This is a genomic window from Klebsiella sp. HMSC09D12 (assembly GCF_001808475.1).
Taxonomy (GTDB): Bacteria; Pseudomonadota; Gammaproteobacteria; order Enterobacterales; family Enterobacteriaceae; genus Klebsiella; species Klebsiella oxytoca.
The window spans coordinates 120234-142504 of the sequence record NZ_KV793474.1 but is presented as its reverse complement, the minus strand read 5'-3'; the positions used below and the strand labels follow the sequence as shown (position 1 = coordinate 142504).

Sequence of the window (22271 nt, the reverse complement as noted above, 5' to 3'; positions counted from 1 at the left end):
TGCGCCATTTTTATTACACAGATACTATTACTTACGGTATTTAGTAGCTGCGTTGTCCAGACGCTGGTTAGCGCGAGCTGCGTCATCTTTAGCAGCCTGAACGTCGGAACGCATTGCGTTCACGTCGTTGCTCAGCTGGTCAACTTTAGCGTTCAGAGTCTGAACGTCAGAAGACAGCTGATCGATTTTAGCATTGCTGGAGCAACCAGCCAGCAGAGTAGAACCCAGGATTACCGCGCCCAGTACCAGTTTAGTACGATTCATTATTAATACCCTCTAGATTGAGTTAATCTCCATGTAGCGTTACAAGTATTACACAAACTTTTTTGTGATGAGAATATTTTTTTACTTTAATACGCTTATTTTTGATCGTTCGCTCAAAGAAGCATCGAAATCATCAGGTAACCTTAAAAAGGCGAGAGAAAACAGCGCGCTTCCATCGGATTCATCTTAGATAATCTCGCGTTAAATAGTAAATTCCGATTTGCATTTTTATTAATAGCAGCTAGTGCTGGAATAAAAAAAAGCGCCTCAATGAGGCGCCTTTAAAGGAAATACTAATTAACCTGTAAATTATTACAGCACGTGCACGGAAGCGGTATTGGTGGTTCCGCTCGGGACTAATGCGCCGGAAACCATAACAACCACGTCGCCTTTGCGCGCCAGGCCGCTCTGCAGCGCCAGCTCTTTACCGAGGTGATAGAAAGCGTCGGTAGAGGCGATCTCTTCAACCAGCTGCGCTACCACGCCTTTGCTCAGCACCAGCTGACGCGCGGTGGTTTCGTTGGTGGTCAGCGCCAGGATGGTTGCATCCGGGAAGTATTTACGTACGGCGCGCGCGGATTTACCGCCCTGGGTCGCGACGACGATCAGCGGCGCTTCCAGTTTTTCAGCCGTTTCAACCGCACCGCGGCAGACCGCTTCGGTGATGCGCAGCTTACGGTTATCGTTGTTGTACTCAAGACGGCTGGTCATCACGCGGTCGGTACGTTCGCAGATGGTCGCCATGATGGTGACCGCTTCCAGCGGATATTTACCTTTTGCGGATTCGCCTGAGAGCATGACAGCATCGGTGCCGTCGAGGATGGCGTTAGCCACGTCGCCCGCTTCCGCACGGGTCGGACGCGGGTTTTTGATCATGGAATCCAGCATTTGGGTCGCGGTAATAACGACTTTACGCGCGCGGATACATTTTTCGATCATCATTTTCTGCGCGAAGATAACTTCTTCAACCGGGATTTCAACGCCCAGGTCGCCACGCGCAACCATGATGCCGTCAGAAGCTTCGAGGATTTCATCGAAGTTGTTCAGGCCTTCCTGGTTTTCAATTTTAGAGATGATCTGGATCTTCTCGCCGCCGTGAGCTTTCAGGTGCTCGCGGATTTCCACGACGTCGGAACGCTTACGGATAAAGGAGGCCGCAACAAAGTCCACGCCCTGCTCGCAACCGAAGATCAGGTCCTGTTTGTCTTTCTCAGCCAGCGCCGGCAGAGCGATAGATACGCCCGGCAGGTTAACGCCTTTGTTCTCGCCGAGGTCGCCGTTGTTCAGCACTTTACAAACAACTTTGTTACCTTCGATCGCGGTGACTTCCATACCGATCAGACCATCGTCGACCAGTACGGTGTTGCCGACGCTCAGGTCGCTGGTGAAGCCTTCATAGGTCACCGCAACGATTTCGTTATTACCTACTACCGATTTGTCGGTGGTGAAGGTGAAAGTCTGGCCCGCTTTCAGGGAGACGTCGTTACCGCCTTCCAGCTTAATAGTACGGATTTCCGGACCTTTGGTATCCAGAAGGATTGCCGCTTTCTTGCCCGTTTTGCTCATCACATTGCGCAGGTTCTGGATGCGCTGGCCGTGTTCCGCATAGTCACCGTGAGAGAAGTTCAGACGCATAACGTTCATACCGGCGTCCAGCATTTTGGTCAACATCTCTTCGGATTCGGTTTTCGGACCGATGGTGCAAACAATTTTGGTCTTTTTCATGACAGTTTAATCTTTAAGTTGTGAAGGATAGGGATGGGGAATCTGACTCCGCGGGCGTACTGCCGCAGAGTTAAACCTGTATTACGAAAGTTGCTATGCCACGCTCTAAGGATAGGTGACAACAAAAGAGCGTGCAGAAGAATGTGTGCTGGCGGTTCAGCCCATGAAAAGAGGCAACGTGTTATGCGTTTAGTCATGCAATCCAATGCGCTGAAACCATTCAATAAGAATTTGCCGGGCATTATACGTTGCCCAATCCAAAAAAGAAAATGAAAACCATGTTTCATTTCTATAGTTATATACTTAACAAAATGCAAACTAAACCTACGCTTATGCGCAACACATTTTTTCATCAGCTGACAAGATAAAGCGGGCGGAAATGCGGATTTATTCACAACTTTGCCAGCAAAAATACGTCGCTGAGGCGAAATCACCGCGCTGGTTTGATTTAAGCGGGAAATATATCAATAATGATTTGATTGATAATGAAAATTTGAGAGCCAAATAGCATGGGAAACACAGCCAAAGATGAGGCGCTGTATCAGGAAATGTGCCGCGTAGTCGGTAAAGTCGTGCTTGAGATGCGCGACCTGGGTCAGGAGCCAAAGCATATCGTTATCGCCGGCGTGCTGCGTACCGCCCTGGCAAACCCGAAGGTCAAGCGCTCAGCGCTGACGCAGGAAGCGATGGAGAAGGTGGTCCATGCGCTTTCCGGCAGCTAGCCGGACCTGCGCGTTTCCCTGAGCTTTATGAAATCACAAAGCGTATCACCGCTTTGACGGCAATATCGCAGTGGTGGGCGACCATCGCTTCATCATCAATGGCCGGCATCGGGTCGTCCAGATAGAGGCTGCTAAAGGTATAAAAGTTCGACACCTGATAGAAGCTAAAGCTGCTGATCAATCGATGCACATCGCGCGCCTCCAGACCCGCCTGAAACACGCCTTGCTGCTGGCCGCGCTGCAGAATATCTTCCAGAATCGACAGAGCGGTACGGTTTAGCGGTTTCAGCTGTCCGGAGCTTTTCAGCCACTTGCCGCGCTGCATGTTTTCCATACAGATAACCCGCATATAGTCGGCGTGCGTGGCGTGATAGCGCACGCTCCACTTTACCAGCTGCACCAGCGCCTCAACCGGCGGCAGGTTTTCCAGCCCAAGCTGCTGCTCGGTTTCGCGGATCCTCGCGTAGACGTGCTGGAGCACGGCCTGATAAAGCTGCTCTTTGGTCTTGAAGTAGTAGACCACCATGCGTTTAGTGGTCTGCGCTTCGGTGGCGATTTGCTCCATTCGCGCGCCCGACAAACCGTGCTCGGCGAAAACGGTAATAGCGGCGGCGAAGATCCGCTCCTTAAGCGATTGTGCTTCATCATGAGCAACGGCAGACATAACGGCTCCTTTTCTTGAGATGCAAAAAATACACATATTGATCACAATTTTGCAACCAGTCATGGCGCAATTGAACCAAATGATTCATATTCAGGTCATTAAGTCAGCTCATGACCCGAGGACACTATGTTGCGCTCCATCGCCACCGTCTCGATTTCCGGTACCTTACCCGAAAAGCTCCATGCCATCGCAGCGGCGGGCTATCAGGGCGTCGAAATTTTTGAAAACGATCTGCTCTATTATACCGGTACGCCGGCCGATATCCGCCACCTGGCGGCTGATTTAGGGCTAAAAATCACGCTTTTTCAACCGTTTCGTGATTTTGAAGGCGCCAGCCGCGCCCAGTTCACCGCTAATATGGAACGCGCCAGACGCAAATTTGCGCTCATGCATGAGCTGGGCTGCGATACCATGCTGCTGTGCAGTAACGTTCAGCCGGACTGTTCCGCCGACGTCGAACTGCAGGTGGCCGATTTACGCGCTCTGGCTGAGCTGGCGGAGCAGGAAGGCATCACTATCGGCTACGAGGCGCTGGCCTGGGGCACCCACGTTAACCGCTGGCATCAGGCATGGGCGCGGGTCAAACGCGTCGATAGCCCGGCGCTGGGTATTGTGCTCGACAGTTTCCACGTGCTGGCGCGCGGTGACACGCTGGCGCAGCTGGCGGACGTGCCGCTGGAGAAAATCACCTTTGTACAGATGGCTGACGCGCCACTGATGAAAATGGATATCCTCGAATGGAGCCGCCACTTCCGCTGCTTCCCCGGTCAGGGACAGCTGCCGCTGGTGGATTTTGCCTGCGAGATTATCCGCTGCGGCTATCGTGGCCCCTGGTCGCTGGAGATTTTTAACGACAGCTTCCGGGCTTCTCCCAACGGTGCGACGGCGAAAGATGGCTATCGCTCGCTGCTGTGGCTGGAAGAGCAGGTCCGCCACCGGCTGCCGGAAAGCCGCGCGCCGCTGTTTGCACCGGCTGAACTACCGGTCTATGCCGGGCTCGAGTTTATCGAGTTTGCCGCCACGCCATCGCAGGCGGGAGTACTCGGAGACAGGCTGGCGCAGCTCGGCTTTGCCGAAGAGGGGACGCATCGCTCAAAACGCGTCTCCCTCTGGCGCAACGGTGGGGCGCGGGTGGTGGTTAACGCCCAACCGCATAGCTGGGCCGACCATTTTCATCAGCGTCACGGAGTCTCTCTCTGCGCTATGGCGCTACGCGTCAGCCAGAGTGCGGCAATCGTCGAGCGCGCCCGCGCCTTGGGCTATGCCACCTGGCAGGGCGATGCCGGTCCCAACGAAAGCCCAATCCCGGCGGTTTGCGCCCCGGACGGCAGCCTGATTTATCTGATTGAAGTGGGCGACGATATCTACACGCGCGATTTCCATCTGCGCACGGACGTCACGCCGCGCGACGATTATTGTGGTATCGATCACCTGGCACTTGGCATGGAGCCGGATAGCCGCGATAACTGGATCATTTTTTTCCGCACCGTATTCGGCTTTATCCTTGAGCATGAACAAACGCTACCCGATCCGTACGGGCTGGTGCGCAGCCTGGCGGTAAGCAGTCCGCAGGGCGACATCCGCTTTGCGCTGAATATTTCGCAAAGCCGCGCCACGCAAATTGCCCGTTCAGTGGCCTGTTATCAGGGGGCAGGTTTACAGCACGCGGCTTTTGCCTGCCGCGATTTATCCTCCACGCTTGCAACCGTGCCCGAGGTTGCCGTCAATGCGCTGCCGATTCCGGCGAACTACTATGAAGATTTGCTGGCCCGTTATGGGAAGGGTATTCCTGTTAACCTGTTGAAGAATCATCAAATTCTTTACGATCGCGATGGCAGCGGCGGCGAATTCTTTCACCTCTACACCCGACCGATTGCGGTGGGACGCTTTTTCTTTGAACTGACTGAACGGCGCAACGGTTACGCACTTTATGGTGCTGTAAATGCAGCTGTACGCTTGTCAGCAATGCAGTACACCGAGTAATGTAGCAGATGGTTCACCACCCAACGTTGCAAACACAATAACAATATCCGGCTGTACCCTATGACAGGAAACGACTATGAACTCTTATAGCCACAATCACCCGACGGCGGCGGCCGCGTCCGGCGTGAGGCCCTCCCGGCGGCGTATCGGTATTCTTGCGCTGCTGGCCGTCGGCACCATGATCAACTATCTCGACCGTACGGTGCTGGGTATCGCCGCGCCGCAGCTGACCGCTGAGCTGGGTATTGATGCCGCAATGATGGGCATCGTGTTCTCCGCCTTTGCCTGGACCTACGCGCTGGCGCAGATCCCTGGCGGCATCTTCCTTGACCGCTTCGGCAACAAAGTGACCTATTTTCTGGCGCTGACCCTGTGGTCGCTATTCACCATGTTCCACGGCCTGGCGGTTGGCCTGAAAAGTCTGCTGTTGTGCCGCTTTGGCCTCGGCGTCAGCGAAGCGCCCTGTTTCCCGGTGAACAGTCGGGTGGTGAGCGCCTGGTTCCCGCAGCAGGAGCGGGCGAAGGCGACGGCGGTCTATACCGTCGGCGAATATCTCGGGCTGGCCTGCTTTTCGCCGCTGCTGTTCTGGATAATGGGCAGCTTCGGCTGGCGCGCGCTGTTTATTAGCGTCGGCGCGGTCGGCGTGATGTTCGCGCTGGTGTGGTGGCGCTGCTATCGCGAGCCGCATGAAGATAAACACCTCAATCAGCAGGAGCGAGAGCACATCGTCAACGGCGGCGGAATGTCCACCGGCGCAGAGCAGCATACCGCCTTTAGCTGGCCGCTGATTCGCCAGCTGCTGGCGAAAAGACAGATTCTCGGCGCCAGCATCGGGCAGTTTGCCGGTAATACGGTGCTGGTCTTCTTCCTGACCTGGTTTCCAACTTATCTGGCCACCGAACGCCATATGCCGTGGATTAAGGTCGGCTTCTTTGCCATCATGCCGTTCCTGGCGGCGGCGGGCGGCGTGATGTTCGGCGGCTGGGTCTCGGATAAGCTGCTGAAGGCCACCGGTTCGGCGAATCTCGGGCGTAAACTGCCGATCATTGCCGGTCTGCTGATGGCGAGCACGATTATCTCCGCCAACTGGCTGACCAGCGATCTGGCGGTGATTCTGGTGATGTCGTTCGCCTTTTTTGGCCAGGGGATGGTCGGCCTGGGCTGGACGTTAATTTCCGATATCGCGCCGAAAGGCCTTGGCGGTCTGACCGGCGGCTTGTTTAACTTCTGCGCTAATCTTGCCGGGATCCTGACGCCGCTGATCATCGGTTTCATCGTCGCGGCCTCCGGCAACTTCTTCTACGCGCTTGTTTATATCGGCGGCGCTGCGCTGCTGGGCGTAGCGGCATATGTGTTTATTTTGGGTGACGTCAAGCGTATCGAACTTTCGCAGTAACGTGATGCAGTCGTTGTTAAAGGAGCAAGGAATGGTGATTAGTGGAAATACGCGGCTGATAGCGCATCTTGGCTATCCGACCGCGAAGTTTAAAGCGCCGATGATTTATAACCCGTGGTTTGCCGATCGACAGGTTGACGCCAAAGTAGTGCCGATGGGCGTGAAGACTGAGGACTACGCCGCCTTTGTCCCGATGCTATTTAAAATGACCAATATTATTGGCGCGCTGGTCACCATGCCGCACAAAATCGCCACCTGCGGGCTGGTGCAGCATCTTAGCCCGACGGCTGCAATTGCGGGCGCCTGTAACGCGATTCGCCCCGAAGCCGACGGCTCGCTCAGCGGTGATATGTTTGACGGAGAAGGCTTTGTTCTCGGTATCCGGCGCAAAGGGTTCGCGACGCAAGGGGCGCGGGCGCTGGTGGTGGGCAGCGGCGGCGTCGGCTCGGCCATTGCCGCATCGTTGGCGGCAGCGGGCGTCAGCGCCCTGACGCTGTACGACGTCCGCCCGCAGACGGCGGAAGCGCTGGCCGGACGTCTGCTCGAGCACTATCCTCGGCTGGATATCACTCTGATGCAGCGCGACCCGCAGGGGCACGATCTGGTAGTCAACGCTACGCCGCTGGGGATGAAAGAGGGCGATCCGCTGCCGCTGGACCCGCAGCGCCTGGCGCCGGGCACTTTTGTTGGCGAAGTGGTTATGGCCCAGGAATTTACTCCGCTACTGCAGGCCGCGCGGGCGGCGGGCTGCCCCATTCAGCGCGGCACCGACATGCTGTTTGAAATGATCCCGGCCTATCTGCGCTTCTTTAACCTGCCGGTGGCAACGCCGGAACAGCTGCGCGAACTGGCGGAAATTGGCTACTGAAATGATCTGAACCTGCGTTATTATAGCGCTGTATTTATGACTATATAGCGATGGTTCTTATGACTCCCTCCCTAAAGCTGCTGGCAGCGGGAAGCCTGAAAAGCGCTTTCATTCCGCTGCTGGCGCGCTTTCAGCAACAGACCGGCATCCCGGTCGACGTCCATTTCGGTCCGGCTGGTCTGCTGCGCGAGCGCATTGAGGCCGGAGAGCCGTGCTCCGTGTTCGCCTCGGCCAATAGCCATCATCCGCAGGCGCTGCGTCAGGCGGGGCTGGCCGGAGAGTGCTATTGGTTCGCCCGGAATCAGCTGATGCTGACCGTCCGGCGCGACGCGAAAACCGAGGCGCGGGAGTGGCTGACGCTGCTCAGCGACCCGGGCTTGCGTCTGGCAACCTCAACGCCGGGCTGCGACCCTTCAGGCGACTACACCTGGCAGCTTTTCTCCCACATTGAAGAGCGCTGTCCCGGCGTCGGTGCCGCCATCATGGCGCGCGCGCGTCCGCTGGTAGGCGGCCGAGACTCGCTGCCGGTGCCTGCGGGAGAAACCGCCGGGGCGTGGCTCATTCGGCAAAATTTAACCGATCTGTTCATCGGCTATGCGCATTACGCCGCGCAGATGGCGGCGTGCAGCGATCTGCGCACGCTGGTTATTCCGCCGGCGTGGAATGTTCGCTGCGATTATCAACTGACGCAGATTGAACAGAGCGCCGGGGCGCAGAGTCTGTGCCGCTTTATCCTCGGCGGAGAGGGCCAGCGTTTTCTGAAAAACGCCGGCTTTTTGGCCATCAACGGCGAATCGTAAACTGCGGGGCCAGCAGCGGCAGCGCCGAGCCCGGGTGACAGATTTTGCGTACCGCCAAACCATACGCGCGCTGAAGATTCTCTTCCGTCAGTACGGCGGTGGATTCTCCCGCCAGCCATTCACCGTCGGGGAGCAGTAGCAAAGTCTGGTTCGCTACCTGCAGGGCGTGGGTGGGATCGTGCGTGGTAAACAGCACCGTCCGCTTCTGGCGATATGCCAGGTCGCTAATCAGCTGCAGCACCAGCTGCTGATTGGCCAGATCCAGCGCCGAGCAGGGTTCATCCAGCAGGATATTCTGGCTGGCTCCCACCAGCGCCCTGGCGATGATCACCAGCTGCTGCTGGCCGCCGGACAGCGCACGGAACACCTTGTCGGCCAACGTCGCGATCCCCAACTGCGCCAGCGCCTCCTGGACCTGGCGCTCGTCGTCCGCCGATGGCTGAGCGAACAGGTTAACGTGGCGCGCCCGCCCCATCAGCACCACGTCACGTACCAGCCAGCTAAAGGCTGGACGAAAATGCTGCGGCACGATGGCGATACCGCCGGTGCCGGTAAACTGGCCGCCGAGCGGCGCCAGGACGCCGGTCAGGGTATCGAGCAGGGAGCTTTTGCCGCGGCCGTTGGCGCCAAGTACCGCCCAGATATCACCGGAGCGGCACTGCAGGTTCAGCGGGGCGAATAGCGGTCGGCTATAACCGTAGAGCAGGTTGCTTAAATTCAGGGAAAGGGTCATCAGCGCGCGCCCGTGCGTCGCGACTGCACCAGCAGCCAGGTGAACAGCGGCGCGCCAAGCAGCGCGGTGATAATACCAATGGGAATTTCGGCCTGGGTTAGCGTGCGGGCAAGGTCATCGACGACGATCATAAAACCGCCGCCGAGCCAGAAGGCGATAGGGAGAAGACGCCGGTGATCGGCGCCGGTCAGCAGCCGCGCCAGATGCGGGATCACCAGCCCGACCCATGCGATGCTGCCGCTGACCGCCACCTGAGCGGCGACCAGCACCGCGCAGCATACCAGCACCCCGCGACGCAGCGCGGTCACCGAAACGCCCAGCCCGCGGGCATCTTTTTCCTCCAGCGCCAGCAGGTTAATCCGCCAGCGGAGCCTGAACAGCACCATCGCGGCGCAGGCTACCGGTAGCGCCATCAGCAGGACTTTATGCCAACTGGCGGTGGCAAAGCTGCCGAGCAGCCAGAAGACGATATTCGGCAGCGTTTCTTCGGTATCGGCCAGATACTGCATCAGGCTCACCAGGGCGGCAAAAAAGCCGCTGAGGATAATTCCTGAGAGGATCAGTACCAGGGTACTTTCGCGCCCCTGCAGCGCGGCGATTAGATAGACCAGCATCAGCGCGGCAAGGCCGAAGAGAAAGGTCGAGGTCATCATCAGCGCGGCATTGAGTCCCAGCAGAATCGCCAGCGTCCCGCCGAAAGCGGAGCCGGAGGTGACGCCGATGATATGCGGGTCGACCAGCGGGTTCTGGAACACCCCTTGTAAGGTGGCCCCGCACAGCCCCAGCGCGCCGCCGGCCAGCAGCGCCATCACGATCCTCGGCAGTCTGACCGACCACACCACCTGACCGGCGACGCCGTCGAGGGGGGAAAGATGCGCCAGCTGGCGAAAAACCTCCGCCAGGCTTAACGGATACTGCCCGAGGCAGATAGAGGCGAGTGCAATCATGAGCGTCACCAGCGCGAGGGTACAGTGCAGCAGAGCCGAATGACGATGACTAAGCATCCGGCGACCACTTCACGCGGTAGAAACGCTGATAGTACTCCTGCGCCTTCGCATCGACATCAATGGTGTTATAGCGTGATGGATAGAGCTTTTTCGCCATCCACAGCTCGCCAATCGCCAGCGCCTCCGGCATCGGATAGCCCCAGGCCTTGGCGTACTCCGGCATCAGCCACACGCGATGGTTTTTGACCGCGTCAATGCTCTGCCACTGCGGGTCGTTTTGTATCTGTTTGACCACCTCCGGGTAGCGGTCCTGAACGAAAATTACCTGCGGATCCCACTGTAGTACCTGCTCCAGCGAGACCTGGCGCGCCCCCTTCACGCTGGCGGCGGCTACGTTCAGCGCTCCGGCGTGCTTCATCATCAGGCCGGTATATTTGCCCGAACCGTAGGTGTTGAGATCCGGATTGGCCATATACACCCGCACCCGCTCATTTTCCGGGATATCGGCAACCGGCGCATTGGCCAGACTGCGCGCGCTGAAGGTGTAATCAATCAGCTGTTCGGCCTGATCCTGGCGACCGACCACTTCGCCAATCAGGCGGATCCCCTGTTTCAGCCCCTCATTGTAGGCCTGCTCTTCATTGGCCATTGTCGGGTTCATTTTGTTTTTCTCCCCTGCGGCATCCTGGCGCAGAGAGATCGCCACCACCGGGATCCCGGCGCTCTGGATCTGCTGGATCATCGCCTGCGGCGCATAGTTGGCAACGAAGACTACCTGCGGATGCAGCGCCAGCAGGCTCTCGATATTGACCTGGGTGAGATCGCCTGGCATCGGCAGTTTTTCAATGTTCGGCATAAAGCGCGCAAACTGCGGGCCAAGCTGTTTTTTCCAGCTGCTCAAGACGCCGACGACGTCATCAGCAGCATTAAGTTGCACCAGCAGGTTTAAGGTTTGATGCTGGAGCACCACGGCGCGGGTGACGCGGTCGGGGAGGGTGACTTCACGGCCCAGCTGGTCGGTGAGGGTGCGCTCGGCAAAGGCCTGACCGGTGAACAGGCTGGCGCCTGACAGCGTCAGGAGAAGTAAAACGTGCGGGTATCTGAACATAACAGGCTCGGCAGCAAATGAATAATCGTTATATATTAGAATATACAACGTGGCCGGGCGCAATGGCTGACGGGCTATTTACCCCTTATGGACAGGGCTACTGGTAGAAAACCTCTTCATCGGACATCCGTTCCTCTATCTGCCTTGCGACCTTTTGCAGCGAGGCGAGATGCTTTTGCGCCGCCTGGTCGATGGTCATAGCTTTGGCCATATAGACCAGGTTCAGGCAGCCGATAACCCGCTGCCGACGGCGAACGGGAACGGCAATGGAGGCGATTTTCTCCTCCTGCTGCCAGCCGCGAAAGTTTTCACCGTAGCCGTTTTGCCGGGTGCGTTCGAGAATGGCGGCCAGTTTTTCCGGCTCGCGCGCCAGCTGATACTCCGCTTCCGGGCGGGCAGCCAGCATATCGATGATCGGGCGTCGTTCGTGTTCCGGCGCGAAAGCCAGCCAGGTTAACCCGGAGGCGGTCAGCAGCAGCGGCAGGCGGCGGCCGACCATTGCCCGGTGGAAGGAGAGGCGGCTGAAGCGGTGGGTGGTTTCGCGCACCACCATCGCATCAACGTCCAGGGTGGTGATATCGGTCGGCCATAAAACCTCGCGCAGCAGCTCGCCAAGCAGCGGCGTGGCGAGTGCAGAAATCCAATGTTCGTCACGAAATCCCTCACTTAACTGACGCACTTTAATCGTCAGGCGAAAGCTGTCATCGGAGCGGCTGCGGCGCACGTAACCCTCATCCTGCAGCGTTTCCAGCAGCCGCCTGACGGTCGTACGATGCAGACCGCTAAACTCGGCCAGGGTGCTGACCGTCGCGCCTCCGTCGAATTTATTTAACAAATTTAATAACAATAACCCGCGGCTCAATCCGCGTACCGTTTTGTATTCCGCCGACGAATTCTCGTTCATGCATCCTCAATAAAAATCATTTTAAACAAGCTTGTGCACCAGGTGCACATCAGGTGATGTTTTGATTGTAGCGTAAATCGCCAACCCTATACTGACCTCACAATAAAAATAAATTCACATTTAGTTAACAAATTGCCTCGCTGACATTAGTGCAGTGGCGGCAATTTGTCCGAAGCGTGAGGTTTTGAAAATGACAACATCCAATCCTGATATCCAGCCCGCCGTACAGCACAGCGCGCAGGTCGCGATTGCCGGCGCCGGCCCGGTTGGCCTGACGATCGCCAACTACCTCGGGCAGATGGGCGTCAGCGTGGTGCTGATCGAGAAGCTCGAGTCGCTGATCGATTATCCCCGCGCCATCGGTATCGACGATGAGGCGCTACGGGCGATGCAGGCCGTGGGGCTGGTAGATAACGTGCTGCCGCATACCACGCCGTGGCACGCGATGCGCTTTCTCACCCCCAAGGGGCGCTGCTTTGCCGATATTCAGCCGATGACCGACGAGTTTGGCTGGTCGCGCCGTAACGCGTTTATTCAACCGCAGGTCGATGCCGTGCTGTACGACGGACTCAGCCGCTTTCCCCACGTGCGCTGCCTGTTTTCCCGCGAAGTTGAAGCCTTTAGCCAGAATAGTGACGGTGTCACGTTAAATGTTAAAGCCAGCGGCGGCGAGCGGGAAACCGTTCGCGCCGACTGGCTGGTGGCCTGCGACGGCGGAGCCAGCTTTATTCGCCGCACGCTGAATATTCCTTTTGAAGGGAAAACCGCGCCGAATCAATGGATTGTCATCGATATTGCCAACGATCCGCTGGCGACGCCGCATGTCTATCTGTGCTGCGACCCGGTGCGCCCGTACGTCTCCGCCGCGCTACCGCACGGCGTCAGGCGTTTCGAATTTATGGTCATGCCCGGCGAAACCGAAGCCCAGCTCAGCGAGCCGCACAAGATGCGCCAGCTATTGAGCAAAGTGCTGCCGGACCCCGATAACGTCGAACTGATTCGCCAGCGCGTCTATACCCATAACGCACGCATCGCCGAACGCTTTCGCGTCGATCGCGTGCTGCTGGCGGGCGACGCGGCGCACATCATGCCGGTCTGGCAGGGACAGGGTTACAACAGCGGTATGCGCGATGCTTTTAACCTGGCCTGGAAACTGGCGCTGGTGGTGAACGGCAAAGCCGGAGAGGCGCTGCTGGACAGCTACCAGCAGGAGCGGCGCGATCACGCCAAAGCGATGATCGACCTGTCGGTTACCGCCGGCAACGTCCTGGCACCGCCGAAACGCTGGCACGGCGCGGTGCGCGACGGAATTTCGTGGCTGCTGAATTATCTGCCGCCGGTCAAACGCTACTTCCTTGAAATGCGTTTCAAGCCGATGCCGCAGTATCGCGACGGCGCGCTGCTGGCGGAAGGCGAAGGCAAAACGTCTCCGGTTGGCAAAATGTTTATCCAGCCGAAGGTCACGCTGGAAACGGGGCAGGTGACGCTGCTCGATGAGGTGATTGGCGCCAGGTTCGCCATTATCGCCTGGGGCTGCAATCCCCGGTGGGGGCTCACCGACGAGCAGATTGCACGCTGGCGCGCGGTCGGGGTGCAGTTCATCCAGGTCGTGCCGGAAGTACAGATTCATTGCGATCAGGACAACGTGCCCGGCGTTATCCGCGTGGGCGATACGCAAAACCGCCTGAAAAACTGGTTCGCGCAGCACGATACCGCCATCGCCGTGGTGCGTCCGGATCGCTTCGTCGCGACCGTGGCTATCCCGCAAACCCTCGGCAAAAAGCTCAACGCGCTGGCGAGCAAGATGCAGCTGGCCTCCGCGCAAGCGCCAACCGTGATTGAACAGGTGGCCTGATATGAACGCTTATCTTCATTGCCTCTCGCATACGCCGCTGGTGGGTTACGTTGACCCGGAACAGGCGGTGCTGGACGAAGTTAACGGCACCATTGCCGACGCGCGGGCGCGTATTGCCGCCTTCGATCCGGAGCTGGTGGTGCTGTTTGCCCCCGATCACTACAACGGCTTTTTCTACGATGTGATGCCGCCGTTCTGTTTAGGCATCGGCGCAACTTCTATCGGCGATTTCAGCAGCGCCAGCGGCGTTCTGCCGGTGCCGACGGCGCTGGCGGAGGCCTGCGCCCACGCGGTGATGAAGGAGGGCATCGATCTGGCGGTCTCCTACTGCATGCAGGTGGATCACGGCTTCGCGCAACCGCTGGAGTTCCTGCTCGGCGGGCTGGATACGCTGCCGGTTCTGCCGGTGTTTATCAACGGCGTCGCGTCGCCGCTGCCGGGCTTTCAGCGTACCCGCATGCTGGGCGAAGCCATCGGCCGCTTTCTGACCACCCTCAATAAACGGGTATTAATCCTCGGCTCCGGCGGCCTGTCGCATCAGCCGCCGGTACCGGAGCTGGCGAAGGCCGATGCCCATATGCGCGACCGGCTGCTGGGCAGCGGCAGGCAGCTGCCGCCGGACGAACGGGAACTGCGCCAGCAGCGCGTGATTAGCGCGGCGAAGCAGTTTATCGAGGACCAGAACTCGCTCTATCCGCTCAACCCCGTCTGGGATACCCGCTTCATGAGCCTGCTGGAGCAGGGGCGGCTGGCGGAGCTGGACGCCGTCAGTAACGAAGAGCTGTCGGCAATGGCAGGGAAATCAACGCACGAAATTAAAACCTGGGTGGCCGCCTTTGCCGCGCTATCCGCATTTGGCCGCTGGCGCTGCGAAGGTCGCTATTACCGACCAATCCCCGAGTGGATTGCCGGGTTTGGCTCGCTGAGCGCCACAGCGCAGAACTGAATTAACGGGAGAATATGATGAGCTACCAACCGCAAACCGAAGCCGCCACCAGCCGCTTTCTCAACGTGGAAGAGGGCGGAGAAACATTACGCATCCATTTTAATGACTGCGGCCAGGGTGACGAAACCGTGGTGATGCTGCACGGCTCCGGCCCCGGAGCTACCGGCTGGGCCAACTTTAGCCGCAATATCGACCCGCTGGTGGAGGCGGGCTATCGGGTCATTCTGCTGGACTGCCCCGGCTGGGGGAAAAGCGATGCTATCGTCAATCGCGGCTCCCGCTCCGACCTGAACGCCCGGGTGCTGAAAAGCGTCATTGATCAGCTGGATATCAGCAACGTGCATTTGCTGGGCAACTCGATGGGCGGACACAGCGCGGTGGCTTTTACCCTCAGCTGGCCGGAGCGCGTCGGCAAACTGGTGCTGATGGGCGGCGGAACCGGCGGCATGAGCCTGTTTACGCCGATGCCGACGGAAGGCATCAAGCTGCTGAACGGCCTGTATCGCGAACCGACCATCGAAAACCTGAAAAAGATGATGAACATCTTTGTTTTCGATACCCGCGATCTGACTGACGCCCTGTTCGACGCGCGTCTCAACAATATGCTATCGCGCCGGGAGCATCTGGATAATTTCGTCAAAAGTCTCGAAGCCAACCCGAAGCAGTTCCCGGACTTTAGCCCGCGTCTCGGCGAAATCCGCGCGCAGACACTGATCGTCTGGGGGCGTAACGATCGCTTCGTGCCGATGGACGCCGGGCTGCGCCTGCTGGCGGGCATTAACGGTTCTGAACTGCATATCTATCGCGACTGCGGCCACTGGGCGCAGTGGGAGCACGCGGAGAGTTTTAACCAGCTGGTGCTCGATTTTCTGGCTCGTGCCTGAGGAAGCCGAATGACAACTTTATCTCTTGAGCACCTGGCGCAACGGTTGCGTGAGGCGGAAAGTCGCGGCCGGGCGATTGAACCGCTGCGATCTCTCCTCGGCGTCGACAATGCCGAAGCGGCCTATGCTATCCAGCGGATGAACGTGCAGCACCACTTGGCGAACGGCCGCCGGGTGGTGGGACGCAAGGTGGGATTGACCCATCCTAAAGTGCAGCAGCAGCTGGGCGTTGACCAGCCGGACTTCGGCACCCTGTTTGCCGACATGTGCTACGGCGATAACGCCGATGTGCCGTTCTCCCGGGTGCTGCAGCCGAAGGTGGAAGCCGAAATCGCCCTGGTGCTGAAACAGGATCTGCCGCATGCCGATACCACTTTTGATGAACTGTACGCCGCCATCGACTGGGTGCTGCCGGCGCTGGAAGTGGTCGGCAGCCGTATCCGCGACTGGTCGATTGGCTTTGTCGATACGATCGCCGATAACGCCTCCTGCGGCGTTTACGTTTTGGGCAGTCCGGCGCGGAGCCCGGATGGGCTGGATCTGAAACATTGCGTGATGCGCATGACCCGTAACGAGGAAGAGGTCTCCAGCGGGCGCGGCAGCGAATGCCTTGGCCATCCGCTGAACGCGGCGGTGTGGCTGGCGCGCAAAATGGCCAGCCTCGGCGAGCCGCTGCGGGCGGGCGATATCGTGCTCACCGGAGCGTTAGGCCCGATGGTGGCGATTACCGCCGGCGATCGTTTTATCGCCCATATCGACGGTTTAGGTTCAGTGGCGGCGACCTTTGTCGCCGAAGAGGAACAGCGTGATGAGTAAACGTAAAGTCGCCATTATCGGCTCCGGCAATATCGGCACCGATTTAATGATCAAAATTCTGCGCCACGGGCAGCACCTGGAGATGGCGGTGATGGTCGGCATCGACCCTGAGTCTGACGGCCTGGCCCACGCCCGGCGTATGGGCATCGCCACCACCCACGAGGGCGTTGGCGGGCTGATGCAGATGGCGGAATTCGCCGATATCGATGTGGTTTTTGACGCCACCAGCGCCGGGGCGCACGTGAAAAACGACGCCGCGTTGCGGGAAGCCAAACCGGGGATCCGCGTGATCGACCTGACCCCAGCGGCCATCGGCCCGTACTGCGTGCCGGTGGTCAATCTCGAGGCCAATCTTGCCGAGGGTAACGTCAATATGGTGACCTGCGGCGGCCAGGCCACTATCCCGATGGTGGCGGCGGTATCCAGAGTGGCAAAAGTGCACTATGCGGAGATCGTCGCCTCGATTGCCAGCAAATCTGCCGGACCGGGGACGCGCGCTAACATTGATGAATTTACCGAAACCACCTCGCAGGCCATTGAGAAAGTGGGCGGCGCGGCGAAAGGCAAAGCGATTATCGTGCTGAATCCGGCGGAGCCGCCGCTGATGATGCGCGATACCGTTTATGTCCTGAGCGAAGCGGCATCGCAGCAGGCGGTTGCCGCGTCGATCGCCGAGATGGCGGCGGCGGTGCAGGCCTATGTGCCGGGATATCGTCTGAAGCAGCAGGTGCAGTTTGAGGTCATCCCGAAAGATAAACCGGTGAATCTGCCGGGCGTCGGCCGCTTCTCCGGCCTGAAAACGGCGGTTTACCTCGAGGTCGAAGGGGCGGCGCACTATCTGCCCGCTTACGCGGGTAACCTCGATATTATGACGTCGGCGGCGCTGGCGACGGCGGAAAAAATGGCCCAGGCGCTGAATGACGCGACGGGAGAAGCAGCATGAACGGCAAAAAACTCTATATCTCCGACGTGACTCTGCGCGACGGGATGCACGCGATTCGCCATCAATACTCACTCGACAATGTTCGCCAGATTGCCCGGGCGCTGGATAGCGCGGGAGTGGATTCAATCGAAGTAGCCCACGGCGACGGCCTGCAGGGTTCCAGCTTTAACTACGGCTTCGGCGCGCACAGCGACCTGCAGTGGATTGAAGCGGCGGCGGAGTCGGTTAGCCAGGCGAAGATCGCGACTTTACTGCTTCCCGGCATCGGTACCCTGCATGACCTGAAAAATGCGTATCAGGCAGGCGCGCGGGTGGTGCGCGTGGCCACCCACTGCACCGAGGCGGATGTTTCCGCGCAGCATATCGCCTTCGCCCGCGAGCTGGGCATGGACACCGTCGGCTTCCTGATGATGAGCCATATGACCACTCCGGAGCAGCTGGCGCAGCAGGCGCTGAAAATGGAATCCTACGGCGCGACCTGTATCTACGTTGTCGATTCCGGCGGGGCGATGAATATGCGCGATATTCGCGATCGTTTCCGCGCCCTGAAATCGGTGCTGAAGCCGGAAACCGCCACCGGGATGCACGCACACCATAACCTGAGCCTCGGCGTCGCCAACTCCATCGCCGCGGTGGAAGAGGGCTGCGACCGCATCGACGCCAGCCTGGCGGGGATGGGCGCCGGTGCGGGCAACGCGCCGTTGGAGGTGTTTATCGCCGCCGCCGATAAGCTCGGCTGGAATCATGGCACCGATCTGTATGCCCTGATGAACGCCGCCGATGAGCTGGTGCGCCCGCTGCAGGATCGCCCGGTGCGGGTTGACCGCGAAACGCTGGCGCTGGGCTATGCCGGGGTTTACTCCAGCTTTCTGCGCCACAGCGAAGTGGCCGCCGAGCGCTACGGCCTGAGCGCGGTGGATATCCTCGTCGAACTGGGCAAACGGCGGATGGTGGGCGGTCAGGAGGATATGATCGTCGACGTCGCGCTGGACCTGCTCAATCGTCATCAATAAAAGCAACGCGCGGCTGGCAACGTATCAGCCGCCATTTACCTGCTCCGCTTGTCCGGATATCGCAAAGGTACCCTATGACCCAAACAACGACTGCAAGCAATTCGCGCCTGATGTTAACCGTCGGGCTCTGTTTTATGGTGGCCCTGATGGAAGGGCTGGATCTCCAGGCGGCGGGCATCGCCGCCGTCGGCATGGCGCAGGCGTTCGCGCTGGATAAAATGCAGATGGGCTGGATTTTCAGCGCCGGGATCCTCGGCCTGCTGCCCGGCGCGCTGGTGGGCGGCATGCTGGCGGATCGCTATGGCCGCAAGCGAATTCTGCTCGGCTCGGTGCTGCTCTTCGGCCTGTTCTCAATCGCCACCGCGCTGGCATGGAATTATCCGACGCTGCTGCTGGCGCGCCTGTTAACCGGCGTCGGGCTTGGCGCGGCGCTGCCGAATCTGATTGCTTTAACCTCCGAGGCCGCGGGTCCTCGTTTTCGCGGCAGGGCGGTCAGCCTGATGTACTGCGGCGTGCCCATCGGCGCGGCGCTGGCGGCGGCGCTGGGCTTTTTCGGCCTTGCCGCGGCCTGGCAAACGGTGTTCTGGGTCGGCGGTATCGTTCCGCTGCTGCTGGTGCCATTATTGATGCGCTGGCTGCCGGAATCGCAGGCGTTTCGGCGCAGCGCACAGGGTGTGCCGCTACGCACGCTCCTTGCGCCGGGCAACGCCGCCGTTACTCTGCTCCTGTGGTTGTGCTATTTCTTTACGCTGCTGGTGGTCTATATGTTGATCAACTGGCTGCCGATGCTGTTAGTTGGCCAGGGATTCAGCCCCAGCGAGGCGGCGGGGGTGATGTTTGTCCTGCAGTTCGGCGCCGCCTGCGGGACGTTGCTGCTGGGGGCGCTGATGGATAAGCTCAGTCCGCTATGGATGTCGCTGCTAATTTACATCGGCATGCTGGCGTCGCTGCTGGCCCTGGGAACCGCGTCCTCGCTGACCGCAATGCTCTTCTCCGGCTTTGTCGCCGGCCTGTTTGCCACCGGCGGCCAGAGCGTGCTGTATGCGCTGGCTCCGCTGTTCTATCGCACCGAAATCCGCGCCACGGGCGTGGGAACGGCGGTGGCGATTGGCCGTCTCGGCGCGATGAGCGGTCCGCTGCTGGCTGGCAAAATGCTGGCGCTGGGCACCGGCACCGTCGGGGTGATGGCGGCGTCCGCCCCCGGCATTCTGCTGGCGGGCGTGGCGGTGTTCTGGCTGATGAGCCGACAAAAGCGCGCCGCGCTGGCCTGAGCATTTTCGTTTATTCCCGGGGACGGCGCGGTAAACCCGCGCCTTGCCCGGGCTACCGGCCCGCAGCAGTTTGTTGCTTGTAGCCCGGCTAAGCGCAGCGCGAGCCGGGGCGCTGTCCTTCGCCTTGCGCATCTCTCTACTTTAGCATAGGTTAAATCATCATCCATTGATTCTTCCGGGCATCATGTCTTTTACCTCCCGCTTACTGAGCACTATCCCCGGCATCCGGTATGCCTTTCTCGACGTCCATGAAACCGCCGCCTTTCCCTATAGCGAAATGGCGCCGGTTAAACTGGTTCACAGCAACATCGTGCATGAGTATCTGGCGCCGCAGGCGGAGCGACCCCATGCCGATGCGATGTTTACCGCCGTCAGCGGACAAAAGATAGGGGTAGTGACCGCCGACTGTCTGCCGCTGCTGATGGCGTCGCGCGATGGGCGCTATATTTGTAGCGTCCACGCAGGCTGGCGCGGCGCGGCCAGCGGAATTATTGAAAATAGCCTGGCGTTGTTTCAGCGTTATCACGTCGCCCCGCAAGATCTGGTGGTAGTGAGCGGGCCGCATATTCACGCCTGCTGCTACGAAGTCACCGCCGACTTCTATCAGGCTCTGCTGGCAATGCCCGCAGGCGAGCTGGCAAAGCGCCATCGGGAGCAGCTCTTCCTGCCCCATCAGGCGGCGTCAGTGGGGGAGCAGGCGCAAGCGACCGCTGACGACAATGTCTGGTTCGATCTGCGGGCCTTTGCCCATCTCCTGCTGCGCAGCGCGGGGGTGCCGGAAGAAAACATGGAGTGGCTGGGGAGCTGTACCTACTGCACGCCGCAGCTGCTGGGGTCGTTTCGTCGGCGCACGCATTTCCCGGCGCCAAAGTCATTTCAGTACTCATGGATCATGCGCGAACCTGATAGTGCGGGCCGATGAGACGAAATGATATTTGATGATGTGTAACATCGGCGGGCGTTTGCTATCTCTGCACTCCTTCAAACAAGGAGGATTGCAAAATGAAATTGAACCCGTTCGCTTTAACTCTTGCGCCGCTGCTGGCCGCCGGCGCGTTTTCTGCTCATGCCGGCCCGCAGGCCCACGTGGTCTGCGCTTATCACCATACGTTGGGCGATGACGCCATTATGATGTTCGGCAAACCGAATCAGGCTATGTGGCATGATTTTTTTGGCAACACCCATACTGACGCAGTGTCGACCTATCAGACGCTGCGCGACCAGCCGGAAACCACCTGCGATAACAAAGCCGACAGCTCCGCCTACTGGGCGCCATCGCTGAAGCTGCCTGACGGTCAGGTGGTCGCGCCGGCCTATCAAAAAACCTACTACCAGACCAGCAAAGTCGAACAGCATCCGCTGCATCCGTTCCCGGCCGGTCTCGAACTGCTGGCGGGCGATCATCACGGTTCTGCTCCCAGTTCGCGCATTACCTTTCTCTGCGCCAACGGCAATGGCTATACCAATAAGGCCGATCAGATTTGCGGGCTGCGCAAAGCGGGGGATGCGGTACAGTTTAATATCGGTATCCAGTTCCCCAACTGCTGGGATGGCGTCAACCTGAAACCGACGCACGGCCACAGTAACGCGACATACGACGTCAATGGCGCCTGTCCAGGCGATTACCCGGTGAAAATTCCGACCGTAAACATGAACGTGGCATACGTTCTGCCGCAGATAAAAACGCTGGATACGGCAAAAATTCAGCTTTCGATGGATCCGGTCATGGACGGCGACAAGCGTCAAGAGCGCTGGGGCAGCATCTATACGGCGCACGCGGATTTCATGAACGGCTGGACGGTTGAGGCAGCGCACTATATGACCGAGCGCTGCATGAATAAGGGGATCGACTGCGGCAGCGCGGTGCCTTATGGCTTCTCCACGGTAGAGGAGAACGCGCTGGTGGACAGCACCGAGCCGACGGTGACCCATGCCGCTCCGGAAAATCTGGTGGTCAGCGATAACTGGAAAAACGGCGGGCGCACGCATAACCCGGAAACCATGACGCTGGTGAAATTCCCGATCCCGCCGCTGCCGCAGGGTCAGGACGCTTCGCTGTTTAAATATCAGTTGCGGATCTACGGTGGAAAAGTGGAAACCAACGGCGCGGATCAGATTTTCCTCTATCCGGCGAGCAACGACTGGAGCGCAAACAGCGTGACCTGGAATCATCGTCCGTCCTGCAACTACAGCTCAGATGGGGTTTTGTATCTTAATTCAAAGCGTGAATACCGGACGATCGATGTTGATAAAGCGGTGCGCAAGGCGCTGGCTGAGGGCAAAACCGAGATCTCGTGGTATATCGGCGGAGACCGTCAGGGCAACCGCTATCATTTCGATCCCGCGGGGTCGCAGCAGGAGCCGATGCTGATGCTGATGGGCTTTAAAAATACGCCGGAGACCTGATCGTGGCTATACCCCGGGAGCAG

Annotated in this window: 21 protein-coding genes; 14 read left to right on the top strand and 7 right to left on the bottom strand. The window is 59.1% G+C overall.

Annotated features, from left to right (window positions below; translation table 11 throughout):
- Positions 1-27: 27 nt before the first annotated feature.
- Both lpp and pykF read right to left on the bottom strand, forming a co-directional pair.
- Positions 28-264 carry a murein lipoprotein Lpp gene (lpp, locus tag HMPREF3178_RS13345; protein ID WP_003029373.1) on the bottom strand — a complete coding sequence of 79 codons (237 nt, stop codon included), beginning with the start codon at positions 262-264 and terminating at the stop codon, positions 28-30.
- A gap of 312 nt (positions 265-576) precedes the next feature.
- Positions 577-1989, bottom strand: a complete 1413-nt coding sequence (pykF, locus tag HMPREF3178_RS13340) for a pyruvate kinase PykF (protein WP_004102909.1) — start codon at positions 1987-1989, stop codon at positions 577-579.
- Positions 1990-2498: 509 nt separating this feature from the next.
- Here pykF and fumD point away from each other — a divergent pair.
- On the top strand, positions 2499-2711 hold the full coding sequence (gene fumD, locus HMPREF3178_RS13335) for a fumarate hydratase FumD (protein WP_004102907.1): 213 nt from the start codon (positions 2499-2501) through the stop codon (positions 2709-2711).
- 25 nt (positions 2712-2736) lie between these two features.
- Here fumD and HMPREF3178_RS13330 read toward each other — a convergent pair whose 3' ends face one another.
- Positions 2737-3375 carry a TetR/AcrR family transcriptional regulator gene (locus tag HMPREF3178_RS13330; RefSeq protein WP_017145697.1) on the bottom strand — a complete coding sequence of 213 codons (639 nt, stop codon included), beginning with the start codon at positions 3373-3375 and terminating at the stop codon, positions 2737-2739.
- 126 nt (positions 3376-3501) lie between these two features.
- Between HMPREF3178_RS13330 and HMPREF3178_RS13325 the strand changes: the two genes are divergently transcribed.
- The 4 genes from HMPREF3178_RS13325 (at position 3502) to HMPREF3178_RS13310 (ending at position 8422) form a co-directional block, all read left to right on the top strand.
- Positions 3502-5358, top strand: coding sequence for a bifunctional sugar phosphate isomerase/epimerase/4-hydroxyphenylpyruvate dioxygenase family protein (locus tag HMPREF3178_RS13325; RefSeq protein WP_017145698.1), 1857 nt, complete (start codon positions 3502-3504; stop codon positions 5356-5358).
- Between the two features lie 76 nt (positions 5359-5434).
- Positions 5435-6754, top strand: coding sequence for an MFS transporter (locus HMPREF3178_RS13320; RefSeq protein WP_004102899.1), 1320 nt, complete (start codon positions 5435-5437; stop codon positions 6752-6754).
- A gap of 31 nt (positions 6755-6785) precedes the next feature.
- Complete coding sequence (locus HMPREF3178_RS13315) at positions 6786-7622, top strand: shikimate dehydrogenase family protein (protein ID WP_017145699.1); 837 nt, start codon at positions 6786-6788, stop codon at positions 7620-7622.
- Between the two features lie 59 nt (positions 7623-7681).
- Entirely contained in the window at positions 7682-8422 is a 741-nt protein-coding gene (locus HMPREF3178_RS13310) for a substrate-binding domain-containing protein (protein WP_017145700.1), read from the top strand.
- Here HMPREF3178_RS13310 and HMPREF3178_RS13305 read toward each other — a convergent pair.
- The 4 genes from HMPREF3178_RS13305 to HMPREF3178_RS13290 all read right to left on the bottom strand — a co-directional run bounded on the left by HMPREF3178_RS13305 (position 8406) and on the right by HMPREF3178_RS13290 (position 12114).
- Positions 8406-9155 carry an ABC transporter ATP-binding protein gene (locus HMPREF3178_RS13305; protein ID WP_017145701.1) on the bottom strand — a complete coding sequence of 250 codons (750 nt, stop codon included), beginning with the start codon at positions 9153-9155 and terminating at the stop codon, positions 8406-8408. The two genes, HMPREF3178_RS13310 and HMPREF3178_RS13305, sit on opposite strands and share 17 nt — an antisense overlap.
- A complete protein-coding gene (locus HMPREF3178_RS13300; RefSeq protein ID WP_017145702.1) occupies positions 9155-10159 on the bottom strand; it encodes a FecCD family ABC transporter permease in 1005 nt (334 codons plus the stop codon). Before HMPREF3178_RS13300 ends, HMPREF3178_RS13305 begins: the two co-directional genes overlap by 1 nt.
- Positions 10152-11210, bottom strand: coding sequence for an ABC transporter substrate-binding protein (locus HMPREF3178_RS13295; RefSeq protein WP_029496804.1), 1059 nt, complete (start codon positions 11208-11210; stop codon positions 10152-10154). Before HMPREF3178_RS13295 ends, HMPREF3178_RS13300 begins: the two co-directional genes overlap by 8 nt.
- Before the next feature lie 97 nt (positions 11211-11307).
- Positions 11308-12114, bottom strand: coding sequence for a DNA-binding transcriptional regulator (locus HMPREF3178_RS13290; protein WP_016807781.1), 807 nt, complete (start codon positions 12112-12114; stop codon positions 11308-11310).
- A gap of 190 nt (positions 12115-12304) precedes the next feature.
- On the opposite strand from HMPREF3178_RS13290, the gene HMPREF3178_RS13285 reads away from it, so the two are divergent.
- The 9 genes from HMPREF3178_RS13285 (at position 12305) to HMPREF3178_RS13245 (ending at position 22248) form a co-directional block, all read left to right on the top strand.
- Positions 12305-13969 (top strand): bifunctional 3-(3-hydroxy-phenyl)propionate/3-hydroxycinnamic acid hydroxylase, encoded by a 1665-nt coding sequence (locus HMPREF3178_RS13285; protein ID WP_017145704.1) that lies wholly within the window; start codon positions 12305-12307, stop codon positions 13967-13969.
- 1 nt (position 13970) lies between these two features.
- Positions 13971-14915 (top strand): 2,3-dihydroxyphenylpropionate/2,3-dihydroxicinnamic acid 1,2-dioxygenase, encoded by a 945-nt coding sequence (mhpB, locus tag HMPREF3178_RS13280; protein ID WP_017145705.1) that lies wholly within the window; start codon positions 13971-13973, stop codon positions 14913-14915.
- Positions 14916-14932: 17 nt separating this feature from the next.
- Positions 14933-15799, top strand: a complete 867-nt coding sequence (gene mhpC, locus HMPREF3178_RS13275) for a 2-hydroxy-6-oxonona-2,4-dienedioate hydrolase (protein WP_004113570.1) — start codon at positions 14933-14935, stop codon at positions 15797-15799.
- A gap of 9 nt (positions 15800-15808) precedes the next feature.
- Complete coding sequence (gene mhpD, locus HMPREF3178_RS13270; RefSeq protein WP_017145706.1) at positions 15809-16615, top strand: 2-keto-4-pentenoate hydratase; 807 nt, start codon at positions 15809-15811, stop codon at positions 16613-16615.
- Positions 16608-17558 (top strand): acetaldehyde dehydrogenase, encoded by a 951-nt coding sequence (gene mhpF / locus HMPREF3178_RS13265; protein WP_017145707.1) that lies wholly within the window; start codon positions 16608-16610, stop codon positions 17556-17558. The genes mhpD and mhpF overlap by 8 nt, the downstream gene beginning before the upstream one ends.
- The gene (gene mhpE / locus HMPREF3178_RS13260; protein WP_004102867.1) at positions 17555-18571 is read left to right on the top strand and encodes a 4-hydroxy-2-oxovalerate aldolase; all 1017 of its coding nucleotides are present in this window, start codon (positions 17555-17557) and stop codon (positions 18569-18571) included. The genes mhpF and mhpE overlap by 4 nt, the downstream gene beginning before the upstream one ends.
- A 74-nt stretch (positions 18572-18645) precedes the next feature.
- A complete protein-coding gene (mhpT, locus tag HMPREF3178_RS13255; protein WP_017145708.1) occupies positions 18646-19842 on the top strand; it encodes a 3-(3-hydroxy-phenyl)propionate transporter MhpT in 1197 nt (398 codons plus the stop codon).
- A gap of 184 nt (positions 19843-20026) precedes the next feature.
- Positions 20027-20764: a purine nucleoside phosphorylase YfiH/LACC1 family protein gene (locus HMPREF3178_RS13250; protein WP_004102865.1), complete on the top strand. Its 738-nt coding sequence runs from the start codon at positions 20027-20029 to the stop codon at positions 20762-20764.
- Between the two features lie 80 nt (positions 20765-20844).
- Entirely contained in the window at positions 20845-22248 is a 1404-nt protein-coding gene (locus HMPREF3178_RS13245; protein WP_017145709.1) for a CBM96 family carbohydrate-binding protein, read from the top strand.
- Positions 22249-22271: the final 23 nt, after the last annotated feature.